At 41.2% G+C, this 14,446-nt stretch carries 15 protein-coding genes; all 15 read right to left on the reverse strand.

Translation table 11 applies throughout. The features are described from left to right. Nucleotides 1-17: 17 nt before the first annotated feature. Nucleotides 18-716, reverse strand: coding sequence for a sporulation protein YpjB (locus O2Q26_RS01735; protein ID WP_289214297.1), 699 nt, complete (start codon nt 714-716; stop codon nt 18-20). A 57-nt stretch (nt 717-773) separates the two neighbouring features. Further along, complete coding sequence (gene lhaT / locus O2Q26_RS01740; RefSeq protein WP_289214298.1) at nt 774-1,358, reverse strand: lipoprotein heptaprenylglyceryl N-acetyltransferase LhaT; 585 nt, start codon at nt 1,356-1,358, stop codon at nt 774-776. Between the two features lie 78 nt (nt 1,359-1,436). Continuing rightward, nucleotides 1,437-2,315, reverse strand: coding sequence for a menaquinol-cytochrome c reductase cytochrome b/c subunit (locus O2Q26_RS01745; RefSeq protein ID WP_289214299.1), 879 nt, complete (start codon nt 2,313-2,315; stop codon nt 1,437-1,439). 29 nt (nt 2,316-2,344) lie between these two features. Further along, entirely contained in the window at nt 2,345-3,019 is a 675-nt protein-coding gene (gene qcrB / locus O2Q26_RS01750) for a menaquinol-cytochrome c reductase cytochrome b subunit (RefSeq protein ID WP_253934687.1), read from the reverse strand. Between the two features lie 12 nt (nt 3,020-3,031). Further along, nucleotides 3,032-3,529 (reverse strand): QcrA and Rieske domain-containing protein, encoded by a 498-nt coding sequence (locus tag O2Q26_RS01755; RefSeq protein WP_289214300.1) that lies wholly within the window; start codon nt 3,527-3,529, stop codon nt 3,032-3,034. A 131-nt stretch (nt 3,530-3,660) separates the two neighbouring features. Further along, a complete protein-coding gene (locus tag O2Q26_RS01760) occupies nt 3,661-4,116 on the reverse strand; it encodes a DUF2487 family protein (RefSeq protein WP_289214301.1) in 456 nt (151 codons plus the stop codon). A gap of 80 nt (nt 4,117-4,196) precedes the next feature. Beyond that, a complete protein-coding gene (locus O2Q26_RS01765) occupies nt 4,197-4,763 on the reverse strand; it encodes a ReoY family proteolytic degradation factor (protein WP_253934684.1) in 567 nt (188 codons plus the stop codon). Nucleotides 4,764-4,782: 19 nt separating this feature from the next. Continuing rightward, nucleotides 4,783-6,036: a tetratricopeptide repeat protein gene (locus tag O2Q26_RS01770; protein ID WP_253934683.1), complete on the reverse strand. Its 1,254-nt coding sequence runs from the start codon at nt 6,034-6,036 to the stop codon at nt 4,783-4,785. Nucleotides 6,037-7,210: 1,174 nt separating this feature from the next. Continuing rightward, nucleotides 7,211-8,500, reverse strand: coding sequence for a 3-phosphoshikimate 1-carboxyvinyltransferase (gene aroA, locus O2Q26_RS01775; RefSeq protein WP_289214302.1), 1,290 nt, complete (start codon nt 8,498-8,500; stop codon nt 7,211-7,213). Between the two features lie 11 nt (nt 8,501-8,511). Then, nucleotides 8,512-9,612 carry a prephenate dehydrogenase gene (locus tag O2Q26_RS01780; RefSeq protein WP_289214303.1) on the reverse strand — a complete coding sequence of 367 codons (1,101 nt, stop codon included), beginning with the start codon at nt 9,610-9,612 and terminating at the stop codon, nt 8,512-8,514. Then, entirely contained in the window at nt 9,609-10,703 is a 1,095-nt protein-coding gene (gene hisC / locus O2Q26_RS01785; protein ID WP_289214304.1) for a histidinol-phosphate transaminase, read from the reverse strand. The genes O2Q26_RS01780 and hisC overlap by 4 nt, the downstream gene beginning before the upstream one ends. A 14-nt stretch (nt 10,704-10,717) precedes the next feature. Beyond that, nucleotides 10,718-11,080: a chorismate mutase gene (aroH, locus tag O2Q26_RS01790; protein WP_289214305.1), complete on the reverse strand. Its 363-nt coding sequence runs from the start codon at nt 11,078-11,080 to the stop codon at nt 10,718-10,720. After that, nucleotides 11,064-12,155, reverse strand: coding sequence for a 3-dehydroquinate synthase (gene aroB, locus O2Q26_RS01795; RefSeq protein WP_289214306.1), 1,092 nt, complete (start codon nt 12,153-12,155; stop codon nt 11,064-11,066). The genes aroH and aroB overlap by 17 nt, the downstream gene beginning before the upstream one ends. Then, a complete protein-coding gene (aroC, locus tag O2Q26_RS01800; RefSeq protein ID WP_253934677.1) occupies nt 12,155-13,321 on the reverse strand; it encodes a chorismate synthase in 1,167 nt (388 codons plus the stop codon). Before aroC ends, aroB begins: the two co-directional genes overlap by 1 nt. Nucleotides 13,322-13,542: 221 nt before the next feature. After that, nucleotides 13,543-14,322 (reverse strand): CheR family methyltransferase, encoded by a 780-nt coding sequence (locus tag O2Q26_RS01805; RefSeq protein ID WP_289214307.1) that lies wholly within the window; start codon nt 14,320-14,322, stop codon nt 13,543-13,545. Nucleotides 14,323-14,446: the final 124 nt, after the last annotated feature.

Below are 14,446 nucleotides of genomic sequence, written 5' to 3' on the forward strand. Positions count from 1 at the left end.
CAAAATAATAAAATAAATCAACTATTTAGTTTTTGTTTAACTTGAGTTTCTTCTTTTTCTGCTCTATATTTTCTATATCCTACATACACCAGTGTCAGAAGGATAGTGCTGCCAATAATTATAGCTGTCCAAATGAAAGCATCGTAGGTAAGTGATTCGTCTTCTTCCAGTATTAGATGGTCTAAGTCTCTGACTAAAGATTGCTGTGTGCCTGCAGTTGGATTGTTAACATACAGATCCATTTTTGAAGTGATGCTATTTACAGACTCTCCTTTAAAATAATGGGACATCGCAGGTTCCAGGTTTGCCCATTTCTCCGTAACTAAAGAAGGAGAAGTTTCAGCATTTTCTACTAACACTTTCAGTTCATCAACCTTGTTCAGAAGGTATTTTTCAGGTTCAGGATCTACCCCTGCTTCTACAAAAAGAATAAATGTATCAGCATGTTGATAAGGGTCTTCGATTGTATTCTGTACTAGCCGATTGAGGGTATCAATCTGGGCTTCAGACTCCCCTTCAAAATAGCTTTCCAATTCACTATATCGATTATTCAGCATTTTTGTAGCCAGCTCAACCTTTTGATCTTGGAGCAAATATTCATATTGACTGATGAAGGGATCCAACGTATCGTTTTTTTCACTGGCAAATATCCAACTATTACTTATGAAAAAAAGTCCTGATAACAATAGGAAAATAACAGCAATAGCTCGTCCCATGGTCACTCTCTCCTTCAAATTCTATCTTATAGACAGTGTATGAAAAAGAGATAGAGATTAGACCGAATGGCTGTTATTCCTCGTAAGATAATAACAAACACAGATACAGAAGATACTCAGCCAAAAAGTGAAATAGCCGATTTCATTCATATGCTCCATAATAGCTGAGTAGATGGGCATTTGCTCAAACACATAGTCTATGACGTCATTGTGCAATGTCCATATAGCTGCGACCAAGATATGTCTCATTCGGATTTTGTAGTAAGGCGCATACAGTAACCCCTGCACTGCCATCGCTCCGTGAGAAATTACAAGCATATAGCCAGTCCACGGTAATTGGCCGTATTCTAATAAAGTCAGACCATTCATAACGACTGCCCATATGCCGTATTTCAACAAAGTAATCATAGCGAGCGCTTCGATATAGGGAACGTTCTTCTTAAACAAGTAAAACGCTAAAAATATCGTAAAAAACAAACTCGCGGTCGGGCTGTCGGGTACAAAAATTAAGTAAATCGGTTCTGTGATAGAAAGCTGGCTCTCATACCAAATATACCCATATATTGTACCGAATAGATTGATGATAAAAAGTACGATTAAAAATGTGCGATGGTTCAGTATGTAAGGGATGATTGTTTTCATAAAAAGGCCTCCCTAGAATAAATGAGCCGCGCTCTAAAAGGAAGAGCACGGCTCATTATTAAAAATTCCATGTTATACTTATTCGGATTCTCCTTCAGACTCTTCGCTTGAGCCTTCTTCAGAACCTTCTTCCTCGGATCCTTCATCGCTAGAACCTTCTTCTTCTCCGCCTTCAGAACCCTCTTCTTCTCCCGTAGGGTTTGTTACAAATGCGGCTAAAGCATCAAGTTCTTCCTCAGATCCTTCGAAAATTCCAGCCGGCATTTCGCCGATACCTTCTTGTGCAATTTTTTTAATTTGATCTGCCGGTAACTGAGTATCCAGTAAAGCTGGATAGCTTCCTGTACCTTCCAGATTACCTCCGTGACAACTCGCACAGTTTTGTTCGTAAATTTCGTAACCTGCGGCCTCAGTATCGATTTCTACTTCTTCAGCTTCTATACTGACCCCATACTCTTCTCCGCGCTCTGCATAATCCACTTCAGAGACAGATTCATACGTAAGCCAGAAAGTAGCAATAAAGCCAAGCATCATCAGTCCAACAGCGATTGGACGTTTAGTAGGCCGACGTTCAGGTCCTCGATCTAGGAACGGCGCAAGTAAAAGGGCTCCAAACGCGATACCCGGTGCTACCAAAGCACCAAAAACGATAAAGTCACCGCCGGCATATTGATATTTTAAAAATTGGTATAGAAATAAGAAATACCAGTCTGGTAATGGAATGTACCCCGCATTGGTTGGATCTGCCTGCTGCTCGAGCGGTGAAGGGTGAGCGGCTGTCAAAATTAAGAAACCAATGAGGAAAACCGATCCGACCAGCCATTCTTTCAGCAGGAAGTTCGGCCAAAATGCTTCCGTTCGACCAGGGTATTCTGAGTAATCTTTTGGTAAATTGGCTTTTTGCTCGGCGGTAATCCTTGAATCACCGACAAACTTCATACCTTTTCCCCTATGCACAGCTTTCCCTCCTTTACATCAATCCCGTCTTATAGTGGACCGGAAATTCCTTGTTTACGGATTAAAACGAAGTGAGCACCCATCAGACCGAATAATGCTGCAGGTAAGAAAAACACGTGAATCGCAAAGAAACGAGTCAGTGTTTGGGCTCCAACGATAGTCGGATCCCCTGCTAAAAGTGACCGGATACTGTCTCCAATAATCGGTGTGGCAGCTGCGATTTCAAGTCCTACTTGTGTAGCAAAATAAGCTTTGTTATCCCAAGGGAGCAAGTACCCTGTGAAACCAAGGCCTAGCATAACGAAGAATAATAATACGCCTACTATCCAATTCAATTCCCTAGGCTTTTTATAGGCGCCTTGGAAAAAGACTCGTAAAGTATGTAGAAACAGCATGACGATTACTAAACTTGCTCCCCAGTGGTGCATACCGCGGACGATCTGACCATAAGCAACTTCCCTTTGCAGGTAGTATACCGATTCCCAAGCGTTCTCAATATCAGGTACGTAATACATCGTTAAGAACATGCCCGATAATATCTGTATCACTGTAACGAAGAATGTCAAGCCACCAAAACAGTAAACGAATGCTGAGAAATGGTGGGCCGGATTGACATGCTCAGGTACTTCGTGGTCAGCGATGTCACGCCATAAAGGAGTGATGTCTACGCGCTCATCGACCCAATCATAAATTTTTTGTAGCATGAATTACGCCCCCTATCTATCTTGTGCTTGTCCAAGGTATAACATCCCTTCTTCAACCTTGTGATCGAACAAAGGTAAAGGTGCTGTCGGTGGTGTTCCCGGAACATTGACACCATCTTTCGTATAACGACCAGCATGGCATGGACAGTAAAACTGATCAGGATACTCTTCTTGAGAAGCCCAGTCAACGGTACAGCCTAAGTGCGTACAGATTGGTGAAAGGGCAACGATTTCATCATCCTCTGTACGATAAACCCATGCCGTTTTTTGGACCTCTGATTCATACCAACCGTCCACTTGTTCGACGATCCATTCAAATCTCTGCGGTTCATTCGTAATTTCATCTACTGATGCTACAGATTGAAAATCTCCAGCAGCGGATGGCTTTAAAACAGGATCAATGGCAAATCTGACCATTGGCGCCAGCATACCTGCAGCCATGAAACCGCCTACACCAGTGAGTGTGTAGTTTAAAAATTGACGACGGGATACTCTTTGTTTATCGCTCATTCTTTTCCCCCCTCTATGCTGAAATCCATGCTCATGGAATAATTACATACAGTTTACTAGGACATTACTATGATAGCGCAATCTTAAAGCGCGGTCAATAAAATATAGAAGGCTCGGTAAAGTTTTCCTAGTCACCAGTAAGCCGTTATTAGTTCACTAATTTGACTAACTTGCTCTTTTACAAACGACTTGGTTTCAGATGAATGTAAGTCTCTTTCATTCATACTAGGAATCCAAAGGAGCTGCCCCTTTAATTCCTGTTCCCATTTTTTCCATTTTGGATCAAAAGTAAACAGAAATACATGGGACAGAGGCTGCGATTGAAAGCTTTCCACCCATTGATTGATACGCCGAACTTCTGTTTCGTTCGACCCTGTTATGTAATCGTATTCTGGTGACACTATTATCCTTCCCCGGTATTCTTTTTCTAGTAAGTGTGTAAACAATTGATTCAATTCTCTTTGAAAAGCTTCTTTTGTTACATTCGAGTCTGACGCAGGATTAAAAGGGATGAGAGGTATGATCAATGTATCGATATATTCTTTTTCTTTGATATATAAGCTCAAATCTTTTCTAGTCCATTGCATGGTCTTCCTCCTCCTTCCTTATATTCTATTCTACTAGATTTGAACAAAAAAAAAAGCTAAGAGGGAAAAATTCCTCTTAGCTATTCCAGTTGATAACACTTCAACGCTTCATTTACTTCGCCTAATGAGCTCGCAAGTTCACAGAATCGGTGCTGATCTCCAGACTGGAGACTTTCATCAATTTGTTTTTCAAGTTCCTGCTTTTTGAAAAGCAAAAGGCTGGATGACAGCAATTGGTCTGCTTCTTGCCGATCGTTATCATTCACATAATGATCTTTAGGTAAATAGGGGTTTTCTTCAAGAACTAAAGCATACATAGAACACTGATGAGCATTCTCGAAATTCATTTGAATGTATATCGGTTCATCCTGGTTCATTCTTAAGTCATGGAACGACTTTTCCGCATCATTTGTCATGACCTGACCTTTGTAGAAGCGGAATGGCGGATCCTTGACACCTTGAGCTGTTATCTCCATCCCTCTTGGACATAACTTTACATCTTCCACGAAACACACGTACGAAAGCAAAGATTCGTGATTCATTAAGTAATTAAGAATCCAGACACTTTCTCTTTTTTTCAGTTGATAATGATTTAAGAACCAACGGACAAATTCTTTTTTTTCATTAACAGAAATCGGTGTTTCCATAGGCGCCCCTCCTGCGCTATTACTTTTCGCTTAATCGGCTGATAAACTCTTCTACTTCTGTATTGGACGGTTCGATGGCCAAGTACTCTTTCAAGACATTCTTTCCTTCTTCCATTCTTCCTTCTTCAACAAGGAAATATCCATAAGCTTTCAAAAAGACATCGTCATTTCTTAAGGAAGGATAGGCATTCTGATAGTGAACCAATGCTTGGTTGTAGTCTTCCTCTTCTTCGTACGCTTTGGCGAGTTCAAACAAATAGTCAGGGTCTTCTTCGCCCAATGATAGAAGTTGATTAATTAATTCTATGATGGATTCTTGGTCGCCATCACTTTTATAATTTTCAATTAAAAAGAGTACAGCTTCCTTATAGCCGGGATCTAAGGCAACAGCCTCTCTCATGTACTTATATCCTGAGTCCTTATCACCTGATTTATGGGATAAAGTTCCCGCTAAATGGAACAACTCTTTATTATATTCATCTTTAGCCAGACCTTTTTTTGCCATTTCAAGAGCTTCAGAAGGCATCCCCTCTGATTCATATGCTTGGGCTAACAGAGGATAAACCGATTGGTAATACGGGTCATCATCAATTAAACGCTCCCATACATGAATTGCTATGTCATTACGCATAGCTTGAAAAGCTACAAACCCATATCGGAACATGACATCTGCATTGTCTTCTTCTACTTTCTCAAAGTACTCCAGTGACTTTTCGAATTCTCCGTGAGCAGCATAAGCCTCCGCAAGGCGCGTAGCCACTTCAATATCAGCGATGACAGGCTGGTGATGCAATGCATTCTCGTAAAATGGAATGCACTTATTGTATTCCCCGTTAGAAAATGCTAATTCGCCTAGAGCAAAATCAATAACCGCTTCATTCGGCTCCAATTGTTTAGCTGTCAACAGCTTCTGCTCAGCTACTTCGAACAGACCTTGTGATTGATATAAATCTGCCAGCTGGAGTAAGGATTCCAAATAACCTTCATCTTCTGGTGTAAACTCATTGAGAAGGTTAATCGCCTCTTCATCTTCATTCAAATCGATGTGAATCTCAGACATCATGACCTTAAGCTCTGCTTCTTTAGGGTAACGCTGCATCAACTCAAGAAGTATGATTTTGGCTTCTTCCAGCATCCCCCACTGGATGTAAAGCTCTGTTATCGTAAAGCGTTCCTCTTCATCAGCCTCTGGCAAGTATTGTTGTAGAATTTGTAAGGCTTCCTCAGTTTTATCTGCTTCCATTGCTTGGATCGCTCTATGAATTTCCTCCATAATGACTTCCTTTCAACATCTAAACAAATTGTTATCGATGGAACTTTTTTATTATGCAGCCCTGTGATGAGTGATCATCCCATTCCTCAATCGCAGAAATGATTTCTCAACTCAAGGAACATTTGAACTAGCCCCATGATATAAGAAAAGCCCAACTTCATCAACTAACTCGCCTACCTTTTATTCATAAATATGAATAGAGAGGAATTGTAGGCAATGCTTATATCGGACGCTAGTTAAAAAAGACGTCCTCCATCTGAATTTATAACCTAATAATACCATACTTGTTCCTTAAGATTGTCCAAAACCTTTCGTTATTCATCTCACTATTTCTACTTGTTTTGACAGAAGAATGTAACGGTATTCGACGATAGATGTTCCATTAATTTTGCACGCTTTAAGTTTCTTAAAAGCTTTTTTAAATTTCCGTATTAATATTCATATAAGCTCCCTATTCTTGAAGACTCTGTTCCCAGATAAGCGGGCTGTTTCCTCCCAAAAACAGTGCTTGAAGGTCCGGGAAATCACTCGATTTCCATAGAACCTACACTTAATGGGGCTGGAACCTACCTTAATTGCAGGATGTTTTAAAAGCTAAAAGTATTTCCACGGTTATTAGTGATAATTGTACCGCTATTAAGAATGATTTCGTTCAAGTAGTTTCGAGAAGTACATCTATGGTGAAGGGCGGCGGGGAATGGTGAAGACTCCTGTGGGAAGAGAGTGCTTGGTGAGATCCCGCAGGACGGGACGTCCGAGGAAGCTCACCGCGCTCCCACGGAAAGCGAGCCATTCCCGCAGCCCTGATCCACTTACTAATTATCTCGAAACAGAGACTTAAAGTATCCTGACATATTGTTGGATAACTCTCTTATCAACACCACCAACGACCTTTAACATAGACTTTTAAAAAGGGGTTGGGGAGCGGCTTAAGGGAAAGCGCGTATCTGAAATAACATGGCCTGAAATGATTATGAACCTGTCCATGTTATACTGTGCCGCCTTCTCGTATGATTTTGTATTCTTGCTGAACTTGTTTAATTGCACGAATAGGTGACAGTGAAAATTTCTATCGTTAAAAAGAAATTTTTCGGCAAACGAATAAGCTCCCATACCGATGACCTCCTGAAAGGCTTTTTACATGGTATGAGAGCTTAATTTAATGTATGATTCGTTATTTACAAACTTCTTCTAAATGTTCAAAAAAGTTAGGGTAGGAAATATTTATACAATCCTTATCGTTGATTGTTACGGGGGCTTCAGAGATTAATGAGGCGATAGCTCCCATCATACCGATTCGATGATCTCCATAAGAATGCAACCTTCCACCTGACAATGGTGTAGGCCCGTAAATAATCATTCCATCCTCTGTTGCTTCTACTTGAGCACCGATTCCATTCAAATTGTTTACTACAGCTTCTATTCGGTCAGTTTCCTTGACTTTCAGCTCTTTTGCATCCTTGATCACCGTAGTTCCTTCAGCTTGAGTAGCCGCTAAAGCCAGAATAGGAATTTCATCAATTAAATTAGGGACGAGGTCACCTTCGATGGTTACAGCTTTCAATGCACTGAAGCTGATTTTAACTTTACCTACAGGCTCATGACCGATTTTTTCGGTCTCCGTCACTTCGATTGATGCTCCCATTTGTTCAAGCGCCGTCAAAATCCCATTTCTTGTCGGGTTCAACCCAACGTTTTCAATGGTTAATTCGCTATTTGGAGTGATAGCAGCAGCTACAATAAAGAATGCAGCAGAAGAAATATCCCCAGGTACTCGAAGGTCAGAGGCTTTTGGCTGTTGGTTACCTGGAATAGTCAGCTTGTTACCTGATTGATTAAGATCCACTCCATATTGGGACATGAGCATTTCAGTATGGTTGCGTGTCGTACCTTTTTCAATCACCGTAGTTTCACCGTCTGCAAGCATTCCCGCAAGAAGCAATGCAGATTTAACTTGGGCACTTTTTACATTCATTTCAATAGTTGTACCCATCAGCTTCTTCCCATTAAAGGCTAAAGGAAGAAGTCTTGCGTCCTCTCTGCCATAAACTTCAGCGCCCATAGCAGATAATGGGACGACCACTCTGTCCATAGGACGTTTAGAAAGAGAGGGATCTCCATAAGCAGTGCTGAAAAGAGGCAGAGCAGCCAAAACCCCGCTCATCAGACGGGCAGTCGTGCCCGAATTACCGAAATTAATCGGATTGGTCGGAGCCTTTAAGGCAGATAACCCATTACCGTAAACTGTCACATCCGTCCCTTCCTGCTCAATTTCCACACCGAACTCTCTAAATGCCTGGATAGTTCGCAGACAGTCTTCTCCTGTCAAAAAGTTGGATATTTTGGACGTCCCCTCTGCAAGAGATGAAAATATGACCGATCTATGGGAAATCGATTTATCACCTGGAACAGATATCCTGCCGCTTATCCCGTTAGGAACAGGTTGTAATTCTACTTCATTCATGTGTGTACCCCCTATTCTTCAATCATCACTTCATATCCTCTGCCGTTCAGCAATTGATAGCTTTGGTGCTGCTCGCTGCTTGTAGAGAAACTGATGCGCAAAACACCTGTAATTCCTTCTCTTATTTCTAATATTTCTATGTTCTTAATACTGATCTCAATCTCAGCCAATTGCTGGATAACCTTATAGATTGCTCCAGGCTGGTCATGGATATCTACATACAAGTCGTAAAATGCAGGGATAGCTCCTTTTTCTTTAATAGGCAGTCCATCCCTGTAATTTTTAGCTTGAACTAAATATTCATAAGTGGACTGTTTTTCTTTTTTCTCTAATAAAGATTTAATGTCTTGCATCTCATTAATCCAATCTTCAAGCATTTGCAGGAGGAGCGTCCTATTTTGAAAGAAAATATCCTGCCATAGCCTTGGATTACTTGAAGCGATCCTTGTAATATCACGGAATCCTCCTGCTGCTAAATGTTCCAGGAAAGGATGGGTTTTCTGCCATTCTTTCGCCTGGTGAACTAGCGAGGAAGCGATCAGATGAGGAAAATGAGATATGACAGCGGTCATTTCATCATGTTCCTGCGTGCTGAAAGTGAGAAAACGAGCTTTCGTTTTGCTGAAAAGTTCCTGCAGTCGCTGAGCTTCAGTTCCATTAGCTGATTCCGACGGCGTCATCACATAAATAGCGTTTTCGAACAAATGCGGCTTAGCCGCGGAATAGCCTTGTTTATGGGAGCCTGCCATAGGATGGCCGCCGACAAAAGTGACAAAAGAATTTGAAATCTTCTCAGCGGCTTCCAGCACTTTATTTTTTACAGAAGATACATCTGTAACGAGAAGCGGTTTTTCAAGACCAATACCATTTAACAGCTGTAAATATTCGATTGTTATTGATATGGGAGTAGCCAGTACAAGAATATCAGCCTTGAGGCAGCCTTCTTCAAAATCATCGGCAGCTTCATGGATGACCCCCTGTACTTTTGCCATTTCGATTGTTTTAGGATCGGGGTCCATTCCAATTATGTGACAATCCTCTCGCTGAGCAACATTCATTGCCAATGAACCACCAATAAGTCCTAGCCCTACAAAAAAAACAGTTTGCGTCATTTTGGAATACCTAACAGCCTTTCTTTGATTTCAGATTGGATGATTTCCATATCTTCTTTTTTTCCGATGGTCAGACGGATCGAATGTGGAATCCCCAGTGCTTCACCGGATCTTACTATAAAGCCCTTACTCAACAGATGTTCAAACATCTCATCCCCACTGATCGGTAAATGAACGAGTACAAAGTTCGCTTCGGACGGATAATATCCCAGCTCGTTCTCTTCAAGGAAACTAAGTAACGCATGCTTATTCTTGATATTTTCGTTCGTCGTCTCTTCAATGAACGTCTGATCATCAAGAGCGAGAATAGCTGCTGCTTGAGCGATCGTGGAGGTATTAAAGGGCTCCCTTGACGGTTCTAACGTCGATATGACCTCACTTGATGCCACACCATAACCGATTCTCAATCCTGCTAGTCCATAAGCCTTGGAAAACGTCCTTAATATCAATAAGTTTTTATACTGATCGAGTGCAGGAATCGACTGGAACGTATCATCTGCCTCCATATATTCGTAGTAAGCTTCATCCATTACAACTAATACATGGGGCGGGCATCGATCCAGCACATTCTTCACTTTATTTTTAGGAATATGTACACCCGTAGGGTTATTTGGCGTACATAACCAAAGTACGCGTGTGTTCTCATCAATTTGTTCGAGCATTGCCTCAAGGTCATGGTGTCCATCTTCCAGTGGTATTTCCCTCACTTCAGCACCTTCAATTAATGCATTATGCTTATACTGAGGGAAGGTAGGGGCGGCCATAATTGTGTTAGCACCTTTTTCTAAAAAAGTACGGCAAATGATTTGGACAATCTCATCAGATCCATTCCCGAAAATCAGTTGGCTTTCCTCAACGTTAATAAAATCAGCCATTTTCGTTCTTAACGCTGCCGCATAGCCATCCGGATATTTTTCTAATTCAGCAATCAATTTTGGAAGCTGATCTTTCACTTGAGACGAAAAGCCGAATGGGTTTTCGTTGGAGGCAAGCTTCACGATTTGGTTTAAACCATATTCTTTTTTTACCTCTTCAATTTGTTTACCTGGTTTATATGGCGTCATTTGTTTTAATATGTCTTTTGCCTTCATGGAAGTTGCTCCTCTCATTTTTTTAGATCAGGTCGTAAAACAGTTGCCCCGTAATGATAAACATGATGGACTTCTTCCTGCTTAGCGGATGTATTTACAGTCATCATCACCCTAATGCATTTTCCTAAACTCCCTGGCACAGGAATTTCCTGCATACACATGACAGGAACGTATGTCCACCCTTCAATCTTTCTCACCGCTTTGGCTGGAAATGCAGCGTTCAAGTCTTCCGTAACGGTAAACAGAATAGAAACTACATCATTTGCATCAACGTTGTTTTGATGAACCATATCGGCAACGAGTTCGTAAGCGTGGGAAACAATCTCTTCTGCCTCATTTTCCTGGACTGTTGTCGCCCCTCTAATCCCTCTCATCAATTTGGATCACCTCTTCAATAAATTCTTTTAAGTGATTTACTAGATCATCTTCCGGGATAGGTACGACGGCAGGACTTCCTACTCCCTTCAATAAAACAAAATGAATACGATCTTCAATCGTTTTTTTGTCCCATTTCATCCGATTAACTAAGCGTTCCGGATTTAAATTACTCAACTTCTCTACAGGATATTCGTTCGTTTTAAGCCACGCAGAATAAGCATCGACAGGTAACGTGGATTCGAGAACTTTTTCACTTACTTTCATAGCGAAAAATATACCGATGGCCACAGCTTCTCCATGTGTGATTTCCCCATATCCTAAATCTGATTCTAGAGCATGGGCAAGTGTATGCCCTAAATTCAAATGCCGTCGTACCCCATGCTCTTTTTCATCTTCTTCAACGATAGAAGCTTTTACTTTAATTCCTGCCAGTAAGTGATCTCCTAATTGAGAATAAGAAAGTTCAGAAAAATCTTCAGACAGAACCTCTTTAACCCAGTCCATATCACTCAGTAACGCATGTTTAACGACTTCTCCATATCCTGAGCGAACCTCTGAATCCGGCAGTGTCCTTAAGGTGTCAGTATCGTAGATCACTTGAACAGGGCTGTAGAAACTGCCGATCAGATTTTTTCCCTGCTCATGGTTGATCGCTACTTTTCCACCGACACTGCTGTCATGAGCTAGAATTGTCGTTGGCATCTGCAAAAAGTCCACGCCTCTTAAATAAGTAGAGGCGACAAACCCAGCAAGGTCCCCGACCATTCCTCCGCCTAATCCAACAATAAGAGAGCTTCTATCCAGCTGTTCCTCTATACATTTATCTAGAAGCCGGCTGTATTGTTCCATACTTTTTGAGGCTTCACCAGCTGGAACGATGACATGTGAAAGATTCTCATGGTCAGGCAAGCCGGCTTTTACATCCTCCAAGTATAAAGAAGAAACTTTGCTGTCCGTAACGATCAATATTTTTTTATAAGATTTGCCTAATTTTTGCGAGAGCTTCTTCCGCAGTCCAGCACCTATGATCACATCATAAGCATGTGAAGAAGATTGTATCGTCAACTGTTTCATTAAAATTCACGTACTTCTTCTCTGTAATCTTCGACCGCTTTCTTTAATCTAGGGAAGTAATCAGAAGGAAACTCCTCTGTTATAGCCTTTGCTAATTCAAAAGCGACGATATGCTCCATAACAACGGAAGCAGCCGGGACAGCACAAGAATCGGATCGTTCTATGCTTGCTTGAAAAGGCTCTTTCGTTTCGATATCGATGCTTTGAAGAGGCTTATATAGAGTAGGGATAGGTTTCATAACACCTTTGACTACGATCGGCATCCCTGACGTCATCCCGCCTTCAAATCCACCAAGGTTGTTTGTGCGGCGGTAATAACCTCTTTGTTCATCCCATAAGATTTCGTCATGTACCTTACTTCCGTTACGACGAGCCGCATCAAAACCGATACCGAACTCTACACCTTTAAAAGCATTGATGCTCATGACCGCTCCAGCGATCTTAGCATCCAGTTTTCGATCATATTGTACGTAAGAACCCATTCCTGCCGGCATACCTTCTACATAAACTTCACAGACTCCGCCTATCGAGTCGCCTTCCTTCTTAGCCACATCAATAGCTTCCATCATTTTGTCGGCTGCCTTCTCATCAAAAGTCCTCACAGGAGATTCTTCAGATATACGGGCACGCTCAGTTACACTTAAGCTTTCATCCACATCGCTTACAATACCGGCGATCTCACGGACATAACCAGCTACTTCAATTCCCAGTTCCCGCAAGAGGACCTTGGCAACAGCACCCGCTCCAACACGTGCAGCCGTTTCACGAGCTGAGGACCTCTCAAGCACGTTTCTCATGTCACGGTGACCGTACTTCATCCCGCCGTTCAAATCGGCATGGCCAGGACGCGGTCGAGAAATCGTTCGTTTGATTTGAGCGTCTTCAGGCAGAGGATCTTCTCCCATGATATTTACCCAGTGTTTAAAGTCATCATTATGCACAACTAAAGAAATTGGGGAGCCTAACGTATAACCGTGACGGACTCCGCTTGTAATATCTACTAAATCTTTCTCGATCTGCATACGGCGGCCTCGACCGTAACCCCCTTGTCTGCGGATTAATGATTCATTTATTTGTTCAGGTACCAGAGGTAAATGTGATGGTACTCCTTCGATAATGGTAGTCAATTGCTTTCCGTGTGACTCTCCCGCTGTTAAATAACGCATGTTTAAGTCCCCCTAGTTTTAAAATTTATGTACTACTATATCATATGGTTCTCTCTTTGTGTTCTCCAACTATTCAATCCGCTGTAAAATTCATTAAGTAATAGCTGTCTATTACTTTAATGGACTAAAAGAAAGCCCGGATAGGTCCTGACATTTTACGTGCTTAAAGCGAATTAGTTCTTCTAAAGCTTTACTCTTCGTATATTGAATCTATCGCAGCATCAAATGACTTTTTTATAAAAAAACGTATCGAAAAATTCAAAGTTATATTGGTCAGGAGAGAAGATCTGCTCGGTACTACCTACAAAAAATACCCCTTCTCTCTTTAAAGACTCATTAAAACGATGATAGACATACTTTTTCGCCGGCTCTGTGAAATATATAAGCACGTTTCTGCATACTATGAGATCACATTTTTTTTCATATTGGTCAGCTAGTAGATTATGCTGTTTAAAAGTAACACATTTTTTTATGTTGTCACTTATCTTGTACATCTGATTATCTTCATACGTAAAGTGTTTTTTCTTCATTTCCGCTGGAAGTTCCTTTAATGCGCTCTCTGGATAAACTCCCATTTCAGCGCGTTTTAACGCATTACGATCAATATCTGTAGCTACAATCTCTATTTGGCGGGCAGGAAGATGCTTCTGTAGGATCATAGCCAGTGTGTAAGGTTCTTCCCCTGTAGAGCAAGCTGCACTCCAGACCTTTAATCTTGTTTGGCCTTTCATTAGATGAGTGAGCACTTTTTTCTCTAGTATTTCCCATCTCTTTCGATTTCTATAAAACTCAGACACATTAATCGTCATTCGATCGAGTAATTCATAAAAAAGCGATGAGTTTTTCTGGAAATCTTCAAAGTAAGAGGAGAAACTAGTATATCCTCTCTTATCACGCAGAGATGTTAACCTCCGCTTCATCTGAGCTTCTTTATATAAGAGAAGATCGATACCGGTTTTTCTTTTGAATTGCTTTACAAAGTTTCCATAATCATCGTTCATGAACGCTAAGCTCCTTATAATAGCTCTCTTTTACAGAGTAAAGCATTAAATTAGTGATGTAAAGTTTCTTACATAGAAAAAGCTATCTCTTCAAGGTCCATTGTACATGAACCTTTCTGAGATA

The organism is Halobacillus campisalis (assembly GCF_030345335.1).
In the GTDB taxonomy this organism is placed as follows: Bacteria; Bacillota; Bacilli; order Bacillales; family Halobacillaceae; genus Halobacillus_A; species Halobacillus_A campisalis.